22 protein-coding genes are annotated in these 20,776 nt (G+C 39.0%); 7 read left to right on the forward strand and 15 right to left on the reverse strand.

Features of this window, described 5'->3' with window-relative positions:
• Positions 1-108 precede the first annotated feature (108 nt).
• Positions 109-1,305, forward strand: a complete 1,197-nt coding sequence (cls, locus tag J2Z23_RS12335; protein WP_057982691.1) for a cardiolipin synthase — start codon at positions 109-111, stop codon at positions 1,303-1,305.
• A 296-nt stretch (positions 1,306-1,601) separates the two neighbouring features.
• Here cls and argS read toward each other — a convergent pair whose 3' ends face one another.
• Together argS and J2Z23_RS12345 are read right to left on the reverse strand one after the other, a co-directional pair.
• Positions 1,602-3,272, reverse strand: coding sequence for an arginine--tRNA ligase (gene argS / locus J2Z23_RS12340; RefSeq protein WP_057982692.1), 1,671 nt, complete (start codon positions 3,270-3,272; stop codon positions 1,602-1,604).
• Positions 3,269-3,712 (reverse strand): YwiB family protein, encoded by a 444-nt coding sequence (locus tag J2Z23_RS12345; protein WP_057982694.1) that lies wholly within the window; start codon positions 3,710-3,712, stop codon positions 3,269-3,271. The genes argS and J2Z23_RS12345 overlap by 4 nt, the downstream gene beginning before the upstream one ends.
• 235 nt (positions 3,713-3,947) lie before the next feature.
• Here J2Z23_RS12345 and J2Z23_RS12350 point away from each other — a divergent pair, with 235 nt between their 5' ends.
• Complete coding sequence (locus J2Z23_RS12350; RefSeq protein ID WP_057982696.1) at positions 3,948-5,942, forward strand: transglycosylase domain-containing protein; 1,995 nt, start codon at positions 3,948-3,950, stop codon at positions 5,940-5,942.
• 678 nt (positions 5,943-6,620) lie between these two features.
• On the opposite strand, the gene J2Z23_RS12355 is transcribed toward J2Z23_RS12350, so the two are convergent.
• Positions 6,621-7,142: a YwhD family protein gene (locus J2Z23_RS12355; RefSeq protein ID WP_057982698.1), complete on the reverse strand. Its 522-nt coding sequence runs from the start codon at positions 7,140-7,142 to the stop codon at positions 6,621-6,623.
• Positions 7,143-7,154: 12 nt separating this feature from the next.
• Positions 7,155-7,820, reverse strand: coding sequence for a site-2 protease family protein (locus J2Z23_RS12360; protein ID WP_057982701.1), 666 nt, complete (start codon positions 7,818-7,820; stop codon positions 7,155-7,157).
• A gap of 306 nt (positions 7,821-8,126) precedes the next feature.
• On the opposite strand from J2Z23_RS12360, the gene J2Z23_RS12365 reads away from it, so the two are divergent.
• Positions 8,127-8,315, forward strand: coding sequence for a 2-hydroxymuconate tautomerase (locus J2Z23_RS12365; RefSeq protein WP_057982703.1), 189 nt, complete (start codon positions 8,127-8,129; stop codon positions 8,313-8,315).
• 281 nt (positions 8,316-8,596) lie between these two features.
• Here the strand turns inward: J2Z23_RS12365 and J2Z23_RS12370 are convergent, their stop codons facing one another.
• The gene (locus tag J2Z23_RS12370) at positions 8,597-9,136 is read right to left on the reverse strand and encodes a YwgA family protein (RefSeq protein WP_057982705.1); all 540 of its coding nucleotides are present in this window, start codon (positions 9,134-9,136) and stop codon (positions 8,597-8,599) included.
• Positions 9,137-9,295: 159 nt separating this feature from the next.
• Positions 9,296-10,597 (reverse strand): HD domain-containing protein, encoded by a 1,302-nt coding sequence (locus tag J2Z23_RS12375; RefSeq protein ID WP_209974097.1) that lies wholly within the window; start codon positions 10,595-10,597, stop codon positions 9,296-9,298.
• Between the two features lie 401 nt (positions 10,598-10,998).
• Between J2Z23_RS12375 and J2Z23_RS12380 the strand changes: the two genes are divergently transcribed.
• A complete protein-coding gene (locus tag J2Z23_RS12380) occupies positions 10,999-11,715 on the forward strand; it encodes an RsfA family transcriptional regulator (RefSeq protein WP_057982709.1) in 717 nt (238 codons plus the stop codon).
• A gap of 242 nt (positions 11,716-11,957) precedes the next feature.
• On the opposite strand, the gene lipL is transcribed toward J2Z23_RS12380, so the two are convergent.
• A complete protein-coding gene (lipL, locus tag J2Z23_RS12385; protein ID WP_057982711.1) occupies positions 11,958-12,791 on the reverse strand; it encodes an octanoyl-[GcvH]:protein N-octanoyltransferase in 834 nt (277 codons plus the stop codon).
• A 28-nt stretch (positions 12,792-12,819) separates the two neighbouring features.
• Positions 12,820-13,812, reverse strand: coding sequence for a phosphate acetyltransferase (gene pta, locus J2Z23_RS12390; RefSeq protein ID WP_057982713.1), 993 nt, complete (start codon positions 13,810-13,812; stop codon positions 12,820-12,822).
• Between the two features lie 307 nt (positions 13,813-14,119).
• Here pta and hemQ point away from each other — a divergent pair, with 307 nt between their 5' ends.
• On the forward strand, positions 14,120-14,869 hold the full coding sequence (hemQ, locus tag J2Z23_RS12395; protein ID WP_057982715.1) for a hydrogen peroxide-dependent heme synthase: 750 nt from the start codon (positions 14,120-14,122) through the stop codon (positions 14,867-14,869).
• A gap of 239 nt (positions 14,870-15,108) precedes the next feature.
• The gene (gene gerQ, locus J2Z23_RS12400; protein WP_057982817.1) at positions 15,109-15,516 is read left to right on the forward strand and encodes a spore coat protein GerQ; all 408 of its coding nucleotides are present in this window, start codon (positions 15,109-15,111) and stop codon (positions 15,514-15,516) included.
• A gap of 98 nt (positions 15,517-15,614) precedes the next feature.
• On the opposite strand, the gene J2Z23_RS12405 is transcribed toward gerQ, so the two are convergent.
• Complete coding sequence (locus tag J2Z23_RS12405) at positions 15,615-15,986, reverse strand: DUF423 domain-containing protein (RefSeq protein ID WP_057982716.1); 372 nt, start codon at positions 15,984-15,986, stop codon at positions 15,615-15,617.
• Positions 15,987-16,250: 264 nt separating this feature from the next.
• A complete protein-coding gene (locus tag J2Z23_RS12410) occupies positions 16,251-16,541 on the reverse strand; it encodes a YwdI family protein (RefSeq protein WP_209974099.1) in 291 nt (96 codons plus the stop codon).
• Between the two features lie 199 nt (positions 16,542-16,740).
• On the opposite strand from J2Z23_RS12410, the gene J2Z23_RS12415 reads away from it, so the two are divergent.
• Positions 16,741-17,064: a YflT domain-containing protein gene (locus tag J2Z23_RS12415; protein ID WP_057982721.1), complete on the forward strand. Its 324-nt coding sequence runs from the start codon at positions 16,741-16,743 to the stop codon at positions 17,062-17,064.
• A gap of 55 nt (positions 17,065-17,119) precedes the next feature.
• On the opposite strand, the gene J2Z23_RS12420 is transcribed toward J2Z23_RS12415, so the two are convergent.
• From J2Z23_RS12420 to mobA, 5 genes are all read right to left on the reverse strand, one after another.
• The gene (locus J2Z23_RS12420; RefSeq protein WP_057982819.1) at positions 17,120-17,902 is read right to left on the reverse strand and encodes a YhfC family intramembrane metalloprotease; all 783 of its coding nucleotides are present in this window, start codon (positions 17,900-17,902) and stop codon (positions 17,120-17,122) included.
• 168 nt (positions 17,903-18,070) lie between these two features.
• Entirely contained in the window at positions 18,071-19,090 is a 1,020-nt protein-coding gene (locus J2Z23_RS12425) for a ThiF family adenylyltransferase (protein WP_057982723.1), read from the reverse strand.
• Positions 19,091-19,391: 301 nt separating this feature from the next.
• Positions 19,392-19,619: a molybdopterin converting factor subunit 1 gene (gene moaD, locus J2Z23_RS12430; protein WP_057982725.1), complete on the reverse strand. Its 228-nt coding sequence runs from the start codon at positions 19,617-19,619 to the stop codon at positions 19,392-19,394.
• Positions 19,612-20,076 carry a molybdenum cofactor biosynthesis protein MoaE gene (locus J2Z23_RS12435; protein WP_057982727.1) on the reverse strand — a complete coding sequence of 155 codons (465 nt, stop codon included), beginning with the start codon at positions 20,074-20,076 and terminating at the stop codon, positions 19,612-19,614. The genes moaD and J2Z23_RS12435 overlap by 8 nt, the downstream gene beginning before the upstream one ends.
• Positions 20,066-20,659: a molybdenum cofactor guanylyltransferase gene (mobA, locus tag J2Z23_RS12440; RefSeq protein ID WP_057982729.1), complete on the reverse strand. Its 594-nt coding sequence runs from the start codon at positions 20,657-20,659 to the stop codon at positions 20,066-20,068. Before mobA ends, J2Z23_RS12435 begins: the two co-directional genes overlap by 11 nt.
• Positions 20,660-20,776 lie beyond the last annotated feature (117 nt).

Genomic DNA, 20,776 nt, shown 5'->3' on the forward strand with positions numbered 1-20,776 from the left:
CACTAAATATGTAATTTTCTACCCCATTTATTATACATCTTTTTATAAAACCCGACATCTTTTTCCTCATAATGGGGGAAATTAAAGATTCGAAGGGGGATATACAAAATGGGGTTTTTAATCAAAATCATTTTTATTATTATCATTCTCACGGGATTTGCCTTTATAAATTATTATTTAGGCAGACACCATTTTGTTCTTCAATTTAAAAAAAGAGAGTATCCCATTCGACAAGGACGAATACAGCTTATTACAAATGGGACCAATTTATTTATTACATATTTTCAAGATTTAAAAAAGGCCAAGTCCACTATCCAAGTGCAGTTTTATATTGTGAAAGATGACGCATTAAGCCAAGCCTTTTTTAAAATATTAAAGGAACAGGCAGATAGAGGTATCAAAGTTCAACTCCTTCTCGATTGCCTTGGAAGCTGGAAGGTTCCTCGCAGTTGGATCAAGGAAGCCAAACAACATGGCATTGATATAGCCTTCTGTCATCAACCTAATTGGCTTTTCCCCTTATATTCTCTTCAACAGCGGAACCATCGAAAAGTGACCATTATCGATGGCACAATTAGTTATTTAGGCGGTTATAATGTCGGCATGGAATATATTGACCAGAAACCTGAACTGTCCCCTTGGCGTGATTATCATATCCGTATTGAAGGGGATGGGGTCACTGACTTACAGCAAGAGTTTTATTATGATTGGCAAAAAGCAACAAAAAATCAGCTACCTTATATTCCAGTAAAAAGCATAAGCACTGGCACGACAAAATATCAAATTTATCCTACTGAAGGAGTGGGAATGGATAAAAAATGGGCTTCACTGATCAAACAGGCGAAAAAGTCAATTTTAATTGGTACACCTTATTTCATCCCACCCCAAAGTCTCCTCTTCGAATTAAAAAAAGCTTTATTAAGAGGGGTCCAAGTAAATATTCTTGTTCCAAATACACCTGATCACCCAATTGTAAAAGAAGCCTCCTTTTGCTATATACGTCAACTCCTGACTCTAGGTGGAAAAGTTTATCAATATAAAAAAGGTTTTTACCATGCGAAAATCATGATCATTGATGAGCTACTATGCGGAATTGGGACAGCTAACTTTGATAATCGGAGTTTCTTTCTAAACAGTGAAATGACTTGTTTTATTTATGACAAAGCCTTTATCGAACACGCGAAATCTACCTTCCAAATGGATGTCCAGCAATCAGAAACCCTTTCCCTTCCCGGACTCAATCAAGTAGGTTGGCTCGTTCGTGTAAAGGAAGGAATTGGTTGGATAGTAAAAGGACTATTGTGATTGCCTGCCTCTTCACGTGTTTTCATATAGTTTTAATCTGTTTATCCTTATGTTAAAAGCCCAGACAAATATCCTGTCTAGGCTTTTAAGTTAACAAAAAGATCAATTTGGCTAACATTTAGATCTAGCTCGAGCAACCCAACGACTAGCAAGCTTTCGGAGCCCGCTTGCGTAGGTCAACATCAGTTCGTCTTATCAATGTCTAGCTGCTGGCGGTGAATCCATCGGTATTGCGTCAGGGACGACGCAAACTTAACTGTTCATCCTCTGAACAACCGCCTCCCGTTTTTCTTTGATCACATTTTTTCTGGTGCTGAAACGCCAATAAGCGCTAAAGCATTCTTCAATGTAATCTGCACTGCCTTAACTAGCGCTAATCTTGCTGCCGTTTCTTCTTTATTTTCCTCATTCAATACTTTTTCAGCGTTATAAAAACTATGGAAGACAGAAGCTAACTCATAAATATACTGAGTAACTCGATGTGGCATTCTCTTTTCAGCCGCATCTGCAACCATTTGTGGGAAATCCCCAAGTTGCTTTAATAAGTTAACCGCCTTTTCACTAACTAGGATATCTACAGGCGCATTCTGGTCAAAGGTGAAACCTTTCTCATCGGCAGCACGAAGAATACTGCAAATACGAGCATGCGCATACTGAGCGTAATAAACAGGGTTCTCATTTGATTCAGCCACAGCTAAATCAAGGTCAAAATCCAAATGAGTGTCAGCACTTCTCATTGTAAAGAAGTAACGTGTAGCATCTAAACCAACTTCTTCAACCAAGTCACGCATTGTGACCGCCTTTCCTGTCCGCTTACTCATTTTCATCTTTTCGCCATCTTTATATAACTGAACAAGTTGGATAATCTCCACTTCAAGTCGGCCAGGTTCGTAGCCCAACGCTTCAATCGCTGCTTTCATCCGCGGAATATAACCATGGTGGTCAGCACCCCAAATATTAATGAGCTGATCATACCCACGAGCTAGCTTATCTAGGTGGTAGGCGATATCTGGCATTAGATACGTATAACTGCCATCATTTTTAATCAATACCCGATCTTTATCATCATCAAAAGCAGTAGATTGGAACCATGTAGCTCCGTCTTTTTCATAAATGAAGCCTTTTTCTTTTAATTGATCTAAAGCAGGAAGAATCTTTTCATTTTCATATAAGGATGTTTCAGAATACCATACATCAAACTTCACCCGAAAATCTTCTAGATCCTTCTTCAATTTAGCGAGTTCATAGTCCAAGCCATACTGGCGAAAGATATCAAAACGCTCTTGTTCATCTATCTCTACATATTTTGAGCCTTTTTCAGCTGCTAGCTTTTTCCCCAGCTCAATAATATCCTTGCCATGATAGCCGTCCTCTGGCATCTCTTTTTCCAAACCTAATGCTTGGAAGTAACGAGCTTCTACAGAATAAGCCAAATTATTAATTTGATTCCCAGCATCATTTATGTAATATTCTCTTGTCACTTCATAGCCAGCCTTTGCAAAAATATTACATAGTGAATCCCCTACTGCAGCACCACGAGCATGGCCAAGATGTAAATCTCCCGTTGGGTTAGCAGAGACAAACTCCACTTGAACACTCTTACCATTACCAACATTAGAGGATCCATATTCATCTTTTTGCTCTAGGATTACAGGCACAATTTTTGTTAAATAACTATTGTCCAGATAAAAATTAATAAATCCAGGACCAGCGATTTCTAGTTTTTCAATCGAAGCCTTGGAGCGATCAAAATGAGCTAGTATTTCTTCTGCAATCACTCTTGGTGCCTTCTTCGCCATTCTCGCTAATTGCATCGCCATATTTGTTGAATAATCACCATGCGCTTGGTCTTTTGGTGTTTCAATCATTACCTCTGGGAGCTGCTCCGCTTCAGCAAGACCTGCTTTTAAGACAGCAGCTTGAATTTCTTGTTTTAAATTTTCTTGCATTTGTTCCACAATGTTCATTGGTTTCCTTCTTCCTCCTTATACACAATTTCCATCTCATAAAAACCCGCTAATTTGCCTTGCATTGATAGTTCATAAGCTAGGCTTAGTTTCCCGTCACAATGGTCATTTGTTTCGTTATGTGTAAACCGCTTCGTGTTTGTCGTTAAAAACAATGTACCTAACTCACTTTCGTGAGACCCTCTTTTTTGCTCATTCAATTTAAAATTCAAACGCATTTTTAATAAACCTGTTCGTAAGATGAACGCTTCATCCTTTGTAATTTTCACGACGGTATGAATTGTTCCTTGTTCTTGTATTTCATCATATTTTAAATAAATTGTATCACCTTTTTGATAATGCCGTCCAAAAACTGTCAGTTCATACGTTTCCTCATCTTGATCTAATTTAATTTTGGTCGTTAGGTGAATCTTTATTGAAGTTTGTGTGTCAGTTAGCAAGGATAGCACACCCTTTACATTCTATACAGATTTAGGCGATAGGATGCAGTCTAAGCATCACTAGCCGTTCCTCTTGATTATTTAGTAACTTTACTATTATAAGAAAGTTTCAAGTGAAAGTCCATTCTACTAACAAGATTAGAAATTGCAAAAAAATACCTACTTCATGAATAAAACTGGAAATCTTTCCTCATACTGGTTGATAGGAGATTGCTAGAATTTAGGAGGTGGGTTCATGGAAGCAGAAATAAAAATAAAGAAAAAGTGGCGAAATATTCGCTTGCTTTCTTATATTGCCTTGTTAATGATCATCCTTATTTTCATTATGTTTATTTCTTTTGTCATTTATCTTAAAATACTTGGACCTCCACCTTTAACAATTCCTGAATCTTCTTTATATTATACTTCAGATGAAACTGTTTTTGGTGAGAGTCATAATGGGGAAAGAAGATATTGGATTGGCCTCGAGAATATTTCTCCTGCTGCCATTCAAGCCACACTTTCTATTGAGGATCAAACTTTTTATCAACATCATGGTTTTGATGTTAAAAGAATAGGTGGCGCTGTTTTAGCTAATATAAAGGCAGGGCAAAAAGTGCAAGGTGCTAGTACGATTACTCAACAATATGCCCGCAATCTTTTTTTAACAATGGATAAAACATGGACCAGAAAAATATCAGAAGCTATTTATGCGGCACGATTGGAGTTCCATTATGATAAAGGACAGATTTTGGAAGGCTATTTAAATACGATCAATTTTGGACATGGAGCATATGGGATCGAAGCAGCCAGTCAATATTATTTTGGAAAAAGTTCAAAGGAATTAACACTTGCAGAAGCTTCTATGCTTATGGGAATTCCAAAAGGACCGAGCATTTATTCTCCATTAAGGTCGGAGGAAAAAGCAAAAAGGCGGCAAAAACTTATTTTAGATTCCATGCAAGAAAATGGTTATATCGAAGCAGAGGAAGCAAAACGAGCAACAAACGAACAATTAACCTACATAGGCAAGCATCCCCACCACCGAGCCGACATAGCCCCTTATTTTTATGACATGGTCCAAAAGGAACTAAAAACAACGGTCGGTTTAGATGATAGAGTCATTGCTCTCGGAGGCCTCCAAATATACACCACTTTGGATGCTGAGCAACAAATAATAGCGGAAGAAATCGTTGATCAGGTCATTCCTAATTCTTCTGATATTCAAGTAGGGTTTGCCGCGATGGATCCGAAGACTGGGTTTGTTACTGCGATGATAGGTGGGAGAAATTACGAAGAAAGTGCATTTAATCGGGCCTCACAAGCCGTTCGTCAACCCGGTTCAACCATTAAACCTTTTCTATATTATGCTGCCTTAGAACATGGCTTTACACCTGCGACACAACTTCGCAGCGAGAAGACAACCTTTGAGTATGATCATGGAAAATCCAAATATAGCCCTCATAACTTTAATAATCGGTATGCCGACGATGAAATTACGATGGCACAAGCACTTGCTGTCTCAGATAATATTTATGCCGTGAAGACACATTTATTTTTAGGTGAAGAGGTTCTCGCCAATACTGTGAAAAATTTTGGCATTCAGTCGGAAATGAAGCCCGTACCATCCCTAGCTTTAGGAACTTCTGGATTAAAGTTAATGGAACTGCTTAATGGTTATAGTATGTTTGCCAATGGCGGAAAAAAGGTGGAACCGACCTTTATTAAACGGGTGGAAGATCGTAACGGAAAAGTATTATACGAAGCGAAGCCTAACCAAGAACAAATCTTGAATCCGCAATTGGCGTTTGTTATGAGCCATATGATGATGGGGATGTTTGATCATCGGTTAAATGGCTATGCATCTGTTACAGGAACCTCTTTAGCAGGTAAAATGAGTCGCGATTATGCAGGTAAATCTGGCTCGACTAATACAGATTATTGGATGGCTGGTTTTACGCCAGGATTAGCTTCCGTCGTCTGGACAGGCTATGATCAAGGGGATGAAATTACGTTAACGGCAGATAAATTATATGCCAAAAACATTTGGCTTCAGTTCATGGAACGATCTATTGAACATCAACCCGAAGAACAGCATATTTTCAAACCGCCTGCCGGTGTAGAAGCCGTACCTATGGATCCAGAAAATGGACTATGGGCCACAGATATGTGCCCAACCTTTAGGCTCACCTATTTCCTTAAAGGGACCGCTCCAGAAGAATTTTGCACTGAGCATCTCTTAGGATTATGAGGGGATCATGGCACAAGAGCTTAATCATTTCATAATAAAAACCTCAAGGTGTGCGGCCTTGAGGTTTTTTGGCGGTAGCTTCCGCTTTTCTGTGTCCAGCTGCAGTGTCCAGCTGCAGCGTCCAGCGTCTAGCGAACTTTCAGTGCCTTCCTACGATAAGTCAACATCGGCTCGTCCTTTGTCCTCACCGTGTTTCCTTTATCTTGTCAGGCCCTTAAAAAGTTCGTACGTCGCTATACGGACGCTTCCGCTTTTCTGTGTCCAGCTGCAGCGTCCAGCGTCTAGCGAACTTTCAGTGCCTTCCTACGATAAGTCAACATCGGCTCGTCCTTTGTCCTCACCGTGTTTCCTTTATCTTGTCAGGCCCTTAAAAAGTTCGTACGTCGCTATACGGACGCTTCCGCTTTTCTGTGTCCAGCTGCAGCGTCCAGCGTCTAGCGAACTTTCAGTGCCTTCCTACGATAAGTCAACATCGGCTCGTCCTTTGTCCTCGCCGTGTTTCCTTTATCTTGTCAGGCCCTTAAAAAGTTCGTACGTCGCTATACGGACGCTTCCGCTTTTCTGTGTCCTAGTTTGCAGTGCAAACTATATGTTAGTTTACTTATTTTCGCCAAATTTGACAAGGGAAATGATTATCAGTTATTCAAATATAATAAACCTATGTCTTCTCATTGTCTTTTAGAAGAAGGCAGCTTTAACTTCGTTTTCCGTTCTTTCCCAAATTTCACCATCATATTCTTTTAAAAACTCCCCTAGTTTGAGTCTTGATTCTTGGTCCATATGTTCGACAATAATATGTCCTTTCATAGCTTTATCCATATGATTCACATGTTGTGGCATCGACTTATACCCTCTGCGAGCAGGTCGGTTGATATATAATTCACAGGCCGACACTCCTGAATAAATAGGACCTTCGGGTTTCCGATCTAAAACTACCCAGATCACCCAATATTTTTTTGTGTCCTCTTCAGGGTATTGTGATAGCAACTCATCTAGTGATTTTACATACCTTACACCACGTTCCGTTTTACTACGAGCATGCATAACTTGAGGCTCAATCCAAACCTCTCCTTCTGCCACATCAATCAACAATGGCGTTACATTTTCCAAACTTAGAGAGCCTACACCGTATCCTTTATGTCCATCAATTGGATCATTCTTTAAAATATTAAATTCAATTTTACGCTTATTCTGCTCCATAACACATACCTCCTATAAAAATATCGAAAATATTCTTTGGATGCTTTCAATGAAAAAGGGAATGGCCGTATTAATAACTGGATATATCGTATATCTCCCCAATGGCGTAATGACTAAGATGATAAAAATAAGGGAGCCAAAGGATTCATATTGCGTCATTTTCGCTCTCACCTTTGTTGGCAAAAGGTCTTCTAAAATCCGATATCCATCTAATGGCGGAAGAGGTAGTAAATTAAAAACAAACAACAGTACATTAAAATAAATAAACAGATTAAAAAATTGAATCACAAGCGGATGCAAGGATCCGGCAACTCCTGTTACAACAAATATGTAAAAAATACCTGTGCCGAGAATCGCAAGAATAAAATTACTAATCGGTCCCATTAGGGAGACAAAAATTCCACCTATACGAGGGTTTTTAAAATGATACCGATTGACAGGCACAGGTCGAGCCCAACCAAAGCCAGCAATTAAGATTAATAATGTACCAAGCGGGTCCAAATGGTGAATCGGATTGAGTGTTAATCTTCCCTGCTCCTTTGCTGTATTATCCCCTAATTTATAAGCGGTAAAAGCATGGGCAAACTCATGTACAGTAAAAGCTATCAATAAAACCACAACGATCAGTGGCAATTGTTCTAATGGAAATCGCAAAAAACTTTCTAGAAATCTTTCCACATATCCAACTCCTCATTATAAGAATATCTACGCTTGTTACATATTATACAAAAATTTCGGATAAACCTCATACAATCTGTTCCAAGTATTGCTTCCGCTTCACAAAAGGAATACACTTTTAGAGGATGTTCAAAAAACACGATAAAAAATCACGCTACGGGATAGAGGATCTTCGACTAAATGCCAACACGTCGTCCGTGTCGAATGTCGGAGCCACCACATCCTGTGGAAGTTCGTTGGCTTTTTTATCTTCCTTTTTGAGCCCGCACTTTTAGTTGTACATAATTTAATAGAGAGGTGATAAAAATGCCTTATGTGACAGTAAAAATGCTTGAAGGTCGGACAGAAGAACAAAAAAAAGCCCTTGTAGATAAGGTCACAGCTGCAGTAAGTGAGACGGTAGACGCCCCTAAAGAAAAAATTGTTGTCTTTATTGAGGAAATGAGCAAAAATCATTACGCTGTTGGTGGAAAACGCTTAAGTGATGAAGTTTAAGAAAAACATAAGCTGCCGCTTCAGCAAAATGCAACGGAATTTTTGCTTGATGTTACGTTTGACCTGACATTAGACATAGTTTACTTCTTAGTCATTTTAATTCTGGTCGCATTTTTAATTAAGACAGCAGTTCGACTTAATTGCGTCCTGCTGTCTTTAGATCCACAGGATGTGGAACTGAACTGCCAACGTACAAGATTGTAGTAGTGCAGATGAAGCGACAGGACGTTGCGTCCTTAGCCTTTTCCCATCCATCCCAATTACAAAAGAGTGTACCGCGTTTATGACTGAAAAGAGCTAATTTCTGATGTGTTATAAGAATTTTTGGTCTTTCTTAACATTGCGATATATTGATAAGCTTCTTCAATTTCCTCACTTGTGTACCCCTGTTTCGGCTTTAATGTCTGGATCTTCCCCTCAACTTCTTCCCGTGAATCTTGTTCAAAATAGAGCACAGTTGAAACAAGTTCAAGGAAACGAGCATTTTGTTCATTCATACTGAACAAGCACTCTTTTAAATTGGGAACTTCTGTATCATATTCTTTCAAAAACTCACTACCAGCTGTGGTCATTTTATATTTATATTGGGAATATCCCCCTTTATCTTCTTTCTTTTCATCCAAAAAGCCAAAATTACATAATTCCTCAACCCGTAAGCTCAATTCTTCAGAATACGGTCCATAAAAGTGGAATTCGAATTTTTCCTGAAAGGGAAATCCCAATTTCTTCGCTATGTAGATCATTTTCTGCAATTTTTTCCGTCCTGTTACTTCCCCAGATAAAGCAAACACATTCATTAATCTTTGATGATCATTTAGCATGGCAAACGAATCAACTCCTGGTTCTATTTTTCAATGTTCTTTAAAGGATGTTCAAAAATTAGGATCAAGGGCAAGTCTGCCTTTTTTCGACGCATATGATTTACTGGCGTCAGCATAGTCGCTGACGAATCCTTTTTATCCTTTTTTGAACTTGCAATTTCAGTGCTTTTCTAAGATGGACAAAATTCTAGTCTTCACTTCTCGATGTTTCGAGTCATCAAGAAGCAGTTCTCGTGGATAATATAATTTATGATCTGTCCGTCGTTTGCCAGATATTGCTTCTACAATGGCAGATTCTCGAGATAGTTCGTGTCGTTCCTGATTTGGCATTAATAAATTGATCGGGAGACGTTCCTCTTCCTCACCAGGCCGATAAAAATCATACGGCAAATCGGATGAGGAATCAACAGCCAAATAATAGTCAGGATCAATTTCCGCTTCTCTAAAAAGCTCCTCTAACTGCCCGAGCAGTTTATATTGTTTCGATGGGTCGAATTCCACATATTTAAATAATTTCCGATTCATAAATCGGAAGCATAAATCTTGTAAAATTATGTCTTCCTCTTCTTCCCACATTTGGAAATAATATAAAATCACAGGCTCATCTAATTTTAGATAATCCTCCAAACTCACTTTTTCCTCAAATAAAGAAATAAAATGGGTCGGGTAAGATTTAAATTGATAGTCTCGCTGGTATAAAGCTTTTGCTCTTTGCAATATCTTGGTTAAGATTACTTCAGCACTTCGAGTAACCGGATGAAAGTACACTTGCCAATACATTTGATAGCGACTCATAATATAATCTTCTACAGCATGCATACCGGTTGCTTTAAACACAACTTGATCTTCTGTTGGTCGCATGACTCGTAAAATTCGTTCCATATCAAAATGGCCGTAACTTACACCTGTAAAATAGGCATCTCGTTGAAGGTAGTCCATACGATCGGCATCAATTTGACTGGAGATCAAACTGACGACAAGCTTATTAGGATAAGTTTTTCCGATTACATCTGCGACTTTTTGCGGAAAATCCGCTCCAACTTTATGTAAAACAGCGTGAACCTCTGTAACCCCCAAAATAATGCTTCTTGTAAACTGTTCATGATCTGTATGATACACTTTCTCGAACGAGTGCGAGAAGGGTCCGTGACCAAGATCATGCAAAAGTGCTGCACATAATGACAGAAGCCTTTCATCTTCATTCCATTCTGGCCGTCCTTGAAAAACATCATCCACAATTCGCCGTACAATTTCATATACCCCAAGTGAATGATTAAAACGACTATGTTCTGCCCCGTGAAAGGTTAAATAAGTCGTTCCTAATTGTTTAATTCGTCTTAGCCGTTGAAATTCTTTCGTTCCAATCAAATCCCAAATAATTTGATCTTGCACATGAACATAACGATGAACAGGGTCTTTAAATACTTTTTCTTCATTTAATTTTAAATTGGAATGATCCATTATCTGGCCCTCTTCCTATCTATCATAATTTTATTATAGCGGCTTTACATACTTATATAAAGCGTCGATTTCCTATTAACTTATGATTAAACTCATCCAATAAAGTTGAAAATGGCGAATATATCCTTGTCGTTTAGTCAGTCTTCAAACAATTTTTCATTAATTCCTACACATATTAAAAACTATTTACCATTATTTTTCATAATTGTTTTTTATTTTGGTATAAAAATGATCGGACCTGTCCATGATAGTACTAATCAAAAAAGTTAGCATTTGTCTATTCTAACAGAAATGAAGTTAACCAATATGGATGAAGCTTCTACTAAATCAAGACTTTCTTCAACTAGCAAATGCTTAAAAAGGAACCTAATTTTGGGAGAAAAAAATAGGAGATGGTGAGAATGAAAACAAGACAAGACGCATGGACAGAAGAGAATGATTTATTACTAGCAGAAACGGTATTAAGACATGTTCGTGAAGGAAGTACTCAATTAAATGCTTTTGAGGAAGTGGGAGACAAATTAAATCGTACCTCCGCTGCATGTGGATTTAGATGGAATGCCGTAGTGCGGCACCAATATGAAAAAGCCTTGGATTTAGCTAAAAAGCAACGAAAGCAACGTCACCGCATTATGGGGAAAGAACAAAGCGGTAAAAAGAAACTACTCTATCAACCACCAATAACCCTTCTCGATGAAGCGGATATGGAAATGGATGAAGCATTTGAAATTTTAAATAGTACGCCACTGAATTCGGAGTCTGCTGACTTTCAAGGAAATCTTTTACCAGCTCCTGTCGAACCAACTGGTGATATGAATATGCAGAAAGTCATTTCTTATCTACAAAATTTGCAAAACTCGGACTTTCAACAAGAGATCTTGCAAAGAGAGAATGAGAGATTGAAAAAACAACTTCGTGACCTGGAGGCGGAAAACAATACCCTTCAAAAGCAAGTTGCAAAATTGGAAGACAACTCTGTCACAATGCAGGAAGACTATGAGACCCTTATGAAAATTTTAAACCGAGCACGAAAACTAGTTTTATTTGATGAAGAAGAAACTCCCCCTACCTCCTTCAAAATGGACCGCAATGGCAACCTAGAAAAAATGGCGGAGTAACAAGAAAAGCGGAAGTGCCTGTTCAGCGCTGTACAAACTTTTACAATAAGGATGAACGACTAAAATATGGACCAAAGGCTAAATACGCGCCGTCCTGGCGCAACGCCTTTGTGACCCACATCCTGTGGGCCTCCGTCCTGTGGCGACGCCGTTCTGACCAACATCCTATGAGCCAGATCATGTATAACTGTTTTTATAACATAGATGCAAAAATAGAGCCGTGACTTCCCCCTGTCGCGGCTCTATTTTTCAAAAAGTATTTGTTCATTTCGCTTGACCATTCGCTCATAATATTCCTTGAACCATTCCAATTCAATTCCTTGGAGTTGGTCCATAAATAGTCTGTCACACTTTGTATTCATGACTTGAAGAAATCTTTGCATTACGGCTTGGACAGAAAGTTCCACCCCTAATAACTCCGATAAGGAAGCCATAACATTCACTTGGATATCTGGAAACACAAATTTTGTAGATGCCTGATACTGAGCATGCTCGTAAAATCCTTTTACAAGTGCAGCCCGTTTAGACCCACTTCCTGATACGCAGAGATAAATCTGTACCGCCACAGCCTTTCGAATTCGCCGTTGGGAAATACCAGCGAACTTTTTCCCTTCAATGCTAAGATCATAGCTTCCAGGGCAATAGGAACCAACGATCTCCCGTGCCTCAATGTCATAATCAAAATCAACAAACATTAACTTTATAAGCTCCCACATGGCATCATATCCTCGGTTAATATCAATCCCTTTCGCCGTGTCTGGGAAAATTATCGATATATTTAACACACCTTCATCTAATGCCACTGCTAGTCCCCCGGAATTTCGGACAATTCGATTGTAATCATTTTCTTGTAAATACTGGAGACCCGCCTCTAGATTAGGAAGCTTTGTGTCTTGAATGCCTAACACTAAAGTGGGGGGATGCACCCATGCACGTAGGGTGGGGGGAGATTCCCCACTCCCCACTGACCTACACAAAGTATCGTCCATCGCGAACGATTGGATGGCATGAAAATAAGGATTAAATCCTGATTGATCTATAAACCGCCATTCCTCTTGTCGTAATAACTCTGACATTCTTTTTCTCCTATTTGAACATCCTTTATTAATTTTTCTCCATAGATTGGATAGCTGTTACAAGCGCCAAATTATAGACATCTTCTTCACTGCAGCCACGAGAAAGATCATTGACTGGCGAATTCAGCCCTTGCAAAATTGGGCCTACTGCCTCAAATCCACCTAAACGTTGAGCAATTTTGTATCCAATATTACCGGCCTCTAGACTTGGAAATACAAACACAGTTGCATCTCCTTGAAGAGGTGAATCAGGTGCCTTTTTATTAGACACAGCCGGGACAATCGCGGCATCAAATTGAATTTCTCCGTCAATAACAAGTGCTGGATCCAATTCTTTTGCCAACTCAAGTGCTCCTTCTACTTTTTTAGTTTCATCAGAAACAGCTGAACCTTTTGTAGAGAAGCTGAGCAAAGCAACACGAGGATCAACACCAAACATTTTAGCCGTTTTAGCACTCTCCACCGCAATCTCCGCTAAGTCTTGAGAATTCGGAGCGATATTGATAGCACAATCAGCAAATACGTATTTCTCATCGTCCCGTACCATCACGAAAACACCAGAAGTTTTGCTTAATCCTGGCTTCATTTTAATAATCTGCAAAGCAGGTCTTACTGTATCCGCTGTTGAATGGGCAGCACCACTTACTAGACCATCTGCTTTCCCCATATAAACCAACATCGTGCCGAAGTAATTTTCATCTTGCAATAACTTCTTAGCATCTTCTTCAGTTGCTTTTCCCTTTCTACGTTCCACAAATGCCGCGATCATTTGATCCATTTCAATATAATTTTGCGGATCATAGATTTCCATACGATCTAAGGAAATCTTATGTTCTTTTGCTTTATTTTGAATTTCATTCATGTCACCAATTAATACAGGAGTAAGAACTTCCTCTGAAGCGAGACGTCCCGCAGCAACTAACACTCGAGCATCCAATGCTTCAGGAAATACGATCTTTCTATCCCACCCTTGCACTTTTCTTTTTAATTCGTCAAATAAACCATTATTTGATTGAGTCATCATAAAAGCCTCCTATCATAATATTACTAATAATAAGGATCAAAGGCTTAAATCGCAACATCCTGTTAACAGACTTAAAACACAATATCCTGTCGTTTTGCCTGCATTAGTATGTCGCTTCGCCTTTGTGACCAACTTCCTGTTGGCCCCCACTTAGCATATACCTTTTTACTCAGAACACATAATGATATGTATATTCTTGTCGTTTTTTCAACATTTATGATTGGAAACTGTAGAGTTGGAAAAACTATGATATAGTTAGAATGAGTATAAATAAGATATTCTAATATATAGGAGTGGATCATAAATGAGTGAAGCAGTAGTCACATTAGATGGATGGTATACACTTCAAGACTTTAGAAAAATAGATTGGGCTTCTTGGAAGTTACTTTCAAATGAGGAACGCCAAGCAGCAATCCAAGAATTCCAGCAATTCTTGGACAAATTAAATGAAGTACAAGATCAGAAAGAAGGAAGTCATACACTTTATACGATATTAGGCCATAAAGCTGACTTTATGTTTATGGTGTTAAGACCCACATTAGAAGAACTACATGAGATTGAAAATGAGTTTAATAAACTAACCATTACGGAATTTACTATCCCTACTTATTCATATCTCTCTGTTGTTGAATTAAGTAATTACTTGGCTAAGGATTCTGACGAAGATCCTTATCAAAACCCATATGTCCGTGGTCGACTCTATCCAATATTACCTAAAACACAACATGTTTGCTTCTATCCAATGGATAAACGTCGTGAAGGAAATGATAACTGGTACATGCTTCCAATGGAGGAAAGAAGAGAGTTGATGCGCAGTCATGGTCTAATTGGACGCAAATATGCTGGGAAGATTAAACAGCTTATCTGTGGCTCATCTGGCTTGGATGATTTTGAATGGGGCGTCACTCTTTTCTCTGATGATGCCCTTCAATTTAAAAAGATCGTCTATGAAATGCGCTTCGATGAAGCAAGTGCTCGTTACGGAGAGTTTGGTGCCTTTTTTGTCGGAAATCTCCTAGAAGACGACGATCTTTCCCGTTTCTTACAAGTTTAATTATACATGATTCTTATAAAAAGTAGATTCAACACTAAAGACTCCCTATTCCCCAATTGAGAATAGGGAGTTTTTATTTGAGAATACTCAAGCTCCCAGATACTGAAATTTGCGGGCATATCTCGGCCTAGGGATACATACAAATGAAAGAGCAACAAATTTCATGGAGAACCTATATATAAGGAGTGAGATTCTTGGCAAATTCGAATCCTTACCAAACGAATCCCGGCTATTATCCGATGTATCCTATGCAACAAATGCCGACTAGTCCACAAGGGCAAAATCCAAATCTCTATCAGCCCCAACCGATGCAAATGGCTAGCCCAACTGCAGGCACAAAGGGTGGAGTCAATGTACCAGGTATGCTACCTATTGAAGAGTCCTATATTGAGAATATATTGAGACTGAACAAAGGGAAACTCGTCGATGTTCATACAACATTTGAAAACAATCGTGAATGGAACGCAAAAATCTTCAGAGGTATTATTGAGGCGGCAGGAAGGGATCATATTATATTAAGTGATCCGGAAACAGGAAAGAGATATCTAATTCCAATGGTTTATGTAGATTATGTAACATTTAATGAACCAGTTGAATATGAATATCCCTTTGGCTCTGGTCCCCTTGCCTCTGCACCACCGCGTTAAGACTTCATTCCTTTGGTGGAACAGAAATCATTTCGATTAAAAATGCACTGAGAAAGCAAACTTGTTTCCCAGTGCATTTTTATTTTTCAAATACAATCCTATAGATGTTTCACTGCAAAAATAATCAGTAAAATCCAGGATACGAGGAATGCGACACCACCTAAAGGAGTAATCGCTCCTAATACCTTGATTCCTGAGGTACTTAATACATATAAACTTCCTGAAAAAAGAATAATCCCGATCAACATAATCCAACCAGACCATGACAACAGGGAAGATGCCGGGTATTTCCCAGAAAGAATCCCAATCGCAATCAAACCGATTGCATGGAACATTTCATATTGAACCCCTGTTTTCCAAACCTCCAAATATTTCGGTTCTATTTTTCCTTCCAAACCGTGGGCCCCAAAAGCCCCTAATGCCACGGCTAAAAAGGCATTCAAAGCACCTAAGATAATAAAAATCTTCATTATGTCCAACCTTCCTTTTTAAAGATTCATTTTCATAGCTAACATCTCTTTATATATGGAAAATAATCCACCTGAGCAAACACTTCTGTTTTATTCCATTAGCTGTTAAAAGCTTTCTATTAGACGTTGTGGGATCTTATTAGCTATTATTTTCATTCTATTAGCCGTTAGGCCCACAGATGTTGGTTAGAACAGTGTTGCACCAGGACTGCACACTTTTATAAAAGCTTGTACGCAGCTGGACAGTCGCCTGCGCTTTCCCTTTTAAAAATCAAATATAGAATCTCCATTAGCTCCGTCTTCTGTTTGAAGTGGATCTGATTGCGGAATCGATATTGGCTTTGATGGGGGCTGTTGGGTAAAAGGTGTCGTGAATGTTAAGTCCTTCTCCTTTTTTTCCACGTGTTGGCCCAGTTCTTCTCCCCCTACCCCAAGCTCTGCTAATGTTTTGACTGTATACAAATGTGCCTTTCTAGTCGATGCTTCACTTGCTTGTTTGGCTTTATTTAATTCCTCTTCCATTTTTGCAATTAATATTTCATAGGGAATGCTCATTTCATCACCTCTTATCTCTCTAGCTTAAATTTTATTTCTTGAAAAAGCAAAAATTTATATCCATCAAGATTTATCCATTCTTTGAATTAGATTTTTTCGCACCTCTCCTATAAAGATCAGAAAAAAGCATGTTTGAAATGACGAAAATCGGAAATATACATAATGTGCCGATCATATTTCTTGAGGAGGATGATTTTTGATGAATAGAATCGAAGTTTGTGAAAATGGTGTACAAGCTAATAATATTATTAATCAATTAACAGCCCAAGGGTTTTCTCATGATGATATTTATTTATTCACCCATGACGATGATCGAACAAAAGATTTAGCTGATGCAGCAGAAGTTGAAACAGTGGGCCTTCAAGAAGAAGGACTAATGGATTCCGTAAAAAACGTCTTTCGCAAGAAAGGTGACGAGCTTCGCTCAAAATTCGAGTCAGTTGGTCTAACACAACAAGAAGCTGAGAAATATGAAAGCATCCTAGATAAAGGACAAGTTGTGATTGTTGCTCAGAAACACTAGAAAAATGCTAATATAAAAAATACCTCATTTTAAATGAGGTATTTTTTATATTAGCTTATACTTCAGTTACTGATTCTTTAAATAATCTCCTCGATTTCACGATCCAAATAATCGCAATTACTGCAATGATAGCGATGATGATTTCTACAACGAAGATATTTTCAATCGTACCTGTTTGATAAAGGGCTGCCGGAAAGTCGATAAGCGCATGAATCAATATCGCAAGAAAGTAGAATATAAGCTTCCTATTTTTCACTCCATACATGACGAGAATCGATAATCCGAGTTGAATGGCAATGGCACTGATTCTTTCAATCCCTCCTAGCCATACAAGGGCTGAACTCCCTGTTAGCTGTTCTTTCACAACTTCAAGGGATGGATCTGCAGCTATTATTGAATCAAAGGATCCATTATTAATCATAATGGCCATCGCAATCGTACTAATACTCGAAATCCCCACTAAGACCGCCGCTTCAAAACCGCCATGCCCTAAACCAAAGGCTAAACCGTCTTTCCATCCTCGGTATTTTTTTAGAACATATTTCATCATAATCAATCGGCCGGTCTCTTCAAAAATCCCAGCCATTAAGCCACCATACAGCATATATAACCAAGGATTCTTAAACCATTCACTTGTACTCGAGTTAATAGTTAGGAAATATACGTGCGGAATATTTTCTAGAATGAGTGCAAAGACCAAAAATGTGGCCATTCCTATTAAAAGAACGTAAAGGGAAATACCGAATTTCTTTTTAAATAAGACGACTAATACAATGGGCAATCCGATCGCTATGACTATGGAACCAATGAGTGCGACAAACATAGAAGTAGAAACCAACATTTACCATCTCCTTAATAAAAAACTGAGTCCATCTCTGTTTTTCCGTATCCACTGGCAGTGAGACCAACCTTCAAATTTTAGAAAAGTAAGTGGTGATAGTGGATGTAACCGTCCCCACTAAAAAAACCACTCCCTTATTCCATACGTATGAAAAGATTGAAAGTTTCAGCCAATTAAAGAATGGTAAATTTTTCGTGCTTGGTCCACATGATTGGTTCCATGAATAAGGGCCCGGCCATCCTGAAAGAAAACTACTCTTTTCCCTTCCAACACCACGGATACTAAGAAGGGATTTCCCCCTACCTCTAATCCTGCTGAACGCCATCGCTTCGTTAATGGCTCCAAGGGCAATGGTTTTGTGGATGTCGGACGTATTTGTACAGTGTCCCTACCGCAAAGGACGGCGACTTTTAATCCTGTCTCTGCCTGCAAATAAGGATAGGTCGCTTCAAGACCACAAGAAGGACAACCGCTATCCTTCAGAGCGTCTGCTTTCAAGGATACATATTCATTATCCCAAAGATCAAAGGAAACATAGGATTTCCTAATAGTCTCCATATTCCCTGATAAAATTTTTAATGCTTCTGCCCCCTGATGGGCTGTCACCATCTGTACAGTTGGCTCAATAATTCCAACAGTATCACAAGTTTGTCCTTGAAGGGGAAGCCTCTTTAAAAGACATTGGAGGCATGGTGTAACACCAGGTATAATCGTAAATACCATCCCAAAGCTTCCAACACAGGAACCAAATAAATAAGGGATATGGTATTTCTGGGCTAGATCATTTAGCAAAAAACGAGCTTCAAAATTATCTGTACCATCCATTAATAAATCAATATTAGCGATTAAGCTTTCTAACATGGTGGCATCTGCATGACCAACAATGGCTTCGATCTCAACTTCATGATTCACCTTTTGTAATCTTATCTTAGCCGCTTCCGCTTTTGGCCATTTCTTCTGGGCATCTTCTTCTGTAAATAGATGTTGTCTTTGCAAATTACTCATTTCAACGTAATCTCGATCAATCAAGGTGATTTTCCCCACACCAGCTCTCACTAGCATTTCCGCGGTATGAGTACCAAGTGCACCAACACCTAGAATCAACACATGCTTTTTCCTGATTTCGGCCTGCCCTTTAGCTCCAATTTGTTTAAATAAGATTTGTCGGGAATATCGATCATACATATTCATTCCCCTCCTTTTTGATTGACTCTAAGGTGAAACTTCAATAATTACCTTTTCCATTCCCCACAGATTTAAGAGGATCAAAGGTTAAGAGTGCAACATCCTATTAACAGCTCAAAGCACGATATCCCATCGTTTCGCCTGCACCGCGTTCTGTAGGCCGCGACGCCTTTGCGACTCGCATCCTGCAGGTCTAACCAATCCAGACTTTGAATGGCCGTTCGTCCCACCTATGCTTTTTTGTAGAATCTAAAACCATGAAACGGGAAGATTGCTGCCCGCTAATGTTGGATGTAAAGGCTCATCCACCACTTACTGGAGGTATAAGGGCGATCTCATCTCCGGCTTGAATAACTATTTCATCTGTGGCAAATTCTTCATTCACAGCGATCATCACTCCGTCTAAATTTCCTAATGACGCTACCAATGTGTCACGCACAGACTGAACCGTTTGACCAGCTGCATCGATTTCCAATGAGCTTTGCCCAGCTATTTCCTTTAAATGGGCAAATAACAGCACTTTATTCATCTCTATCTCCCTCCTTAGGTTGTCCTGCTTGATATTCTTTTGTCCCCTGCTGATTACCAATCCATTCTTCCCCATCTTCCCAATGCTCTTTTTTCCAAATCGGAACCATTTCCTTGATCCGCTCAATCGCATAGCGATTTGCCTCATAAGCTGCTGGACGATGTGGGGATGAAACCGCAATGGCCACAGCAATATCACTAATTTCCAGTCGACCAATACGATGGCTAATGGCCACTTCTAACCCTGGCCAACGTTTTTTCATTTCAGAAGCAATTTGCTCAAGCTTTTTCAGGGCCATACCTTCATATGCCTCATATTCTAAATAAAGTGTCTTACGGCCATGGGTTAATTCACGGACCGTTCCAATAAAAGTTGTAATCGCCCCCGCTTCTCTCCGTACTACTTTCTGATATATTTCTTCAATTTGAATCGCTTCTCTTGTGATTTCACAATTCATCTAAAACACCTCTGTCAGTCATTTTTCCTGCTTGGATGTAATCATTCATTGTATTCATGTTCCAAAGAATCTTCTCATATTCATCCATCGGATAAAATTCCACATGTATATCCGCTATCATCGATCGGACAGATCGTTTACCATTTAGCAATGTTTGATAAATTTGATCCTTTATCCTCGTATGATAGACTGCAAAAAGAGGATGCATACGGCCTGCTATGACTGGTATGACCGCATCTACTTTTTTCTCCAACATCATTTTCTCAAATTTCCGCGCAAAGCTTTTCGAAATAAATGGCATATCACAAGCCACAACTAAACAAGTTCCCTCTTTCGCCAAAGTCAATCCGGTCCAAATTCCAGCAAGGGGACCTTCTCCTTTAAATGGAGGAAAATCAGCAACCATTAATACCTCTTCAGGAATATCAGCAAGATCATGATTGGACACTAAAATCACCTTTTCGGAAATTGGCATGCATTCATGAATAATCCGATCAATGAGGCGAATACCTTCCAGCTTCATTAAAGATTTATTTTGGCCCATTCGTCTTGATTGACCCCCAGCTAAAATGATTGTTTTCATCTCCTTACCTCCTAACTACAAAAGCGTATTGTCAAATAATCTATAGTAAAAAGTTAATAACCCCTTGATTTATAGGGGAATGAATGCAAAAAACTTGCCACCCCCTGAATTTTAAGG

This window comes from Lederbergia galactosidilytica (assembly GCF_017873565.1).
Taxonomy (GTDB): Bacteria; Bacillota; Bacilli; order Bacillales; family Bacillaceae_C; genus Lederbergia; species Lederbergia galactosidilytica.

What these genes read in the sequence shown, in the direction of transcription:
- moaD (WP_057982725.1), bottom strand. Translation starts at nt 19,619, where the DNA reads ATGAATAAAGTGCTGTTATTTGCCCATTTAAAGGAAATAGCTGGGCAA.
- J2Z23_RS12355 (WP_057982698.1), bottom strand. Translation starts at nt 7,142, where the DNA reads ATGGAGCAGAATAAGCGTAAAATTGAATTTAATATTTTAAAGAATGAT.
- J2Z23_RS12415 (WP_057982721.1), top strand. Translation starts at nt 16,741, where the DNA reads ATGAATAGAATCGAAGTTTGTGAAAATGGTGTACAAGCTAATAATATT.
- J2Z23_RS12365 (WP_057982703.1), top strand. Translation starts at nt 8,127, where the DNA reads ATGCCTTATGTGACAGTAAAAATGCTTGAAGGTCGGACAGAAGAACAA.
- J2Z23_RS12425 (WP_057982723.1), bottom strand. Translation starts at nt 19,090, where the DNA reads ATGTATGATCGATATTCCCGACAAATCTTATTTAAACAAATTGGAGCT.
- mobA (WP_057982729.1), bottom strand. Translation starts at nt 20,659, where the DNA reads ATGAAAACAATCATTTTAGCTGGGGGTCAATCAAGACGAATGGGCCAA.
- cls (WP_057982691.1), top strand. Translation starts at nt 109, where the DNA reads ATGGGGTTTTTAATCAAAATCATTTTTATTATTATCATTCTCACGGGA.
- J2Z23_RS12410 (WP_209974099.1), bottom strand. Translation starts at nt 16,541, where the DNA reads ATGAGCATTCCCTATGAAATATTAATTGCAAAAATGGAAGAGGAATTA.
- lipL (WP_057982711.1), bottom strand. Translation starts at nt 12,791, where the DNA reads ATGTCAGAGTTATTACGACAAGAGGAATGGCGGTTTATAGATCAATCA.
- J2Z23_RS12380 (WP_057982709.1), top strand. Translation starts at nt 10,999, where the DNA reads ATGAAAACAAGACAAGACGCATGGACAGAAGAGAATGATTTATTACTA.
- J2Z23_RS12405 (WP_057982716.1), bottom strand. Translation starts at nt 15,986, where the DNA reads ATGAAGATTTTTATTATCTTAGGTGCTTTGAATGCCTTTTTAGCCGTG.
- hemQ (WP_057982715.1), top strand. Translation starts at nt 14,120, where the DNA reads ATGAGTGAAGCAGTAGTCACATTAGATGGATGGTATACACTTCAAGAC.
- J2Z23_RS12375 (WP_209974097.1), bottom strand. Translation starts at nt 10,597, where the DNA reads ATGGATCATTCCAATTTAAAATTAAATGAAGAAAAAGTATTTAAAGAC.
- gerQ (WP_057982817.1), top strand. Translation starts at nt 15,109, where the DNA reads ATGTATCCTATGCAACAAATGCCGACTAGTCCACAAGGGCAAAATCCA.
- argS (WP_057982692.1), bottom strand. Translation starts at nt 3,272, where the DNA reads ATGAACATTGTGGAACAAATGCAAGAAAATTTAAAACAAGAAATTCAA.
- pta (WP_057982713.1), bottom strand. Translation starts at nt 13,812, where the DNA reads ATGACTCAATCAAATAATGGTTTATTTGACGAATTAAAAAGAAAAGTG.
- J2Z23_RS12350 (WP_057982696.1), top strand. Translation starts at nt 3,948, where the DNA reads ATGGAAGCAGAAATAAAAATAAAGAAAAAGTGGCGAAATATTCGCTTG.
- J2Z23_RS12435 (WP_057982727.1), bottom strand. Translation starts at nt 20,076, where the DNA reads ATGAATTGTGAAATCACAAGAGAAGCGATTCAAATTGAAGAAATATAT.
- J2Z23_RS12370 (WP_057982705.1), bottom strand. Translation starts at nt 9,136, where the DNA reads ATGCTAAATGATCATCAAAGATTAATGAATGTGTTTGCTTTATCTGGG.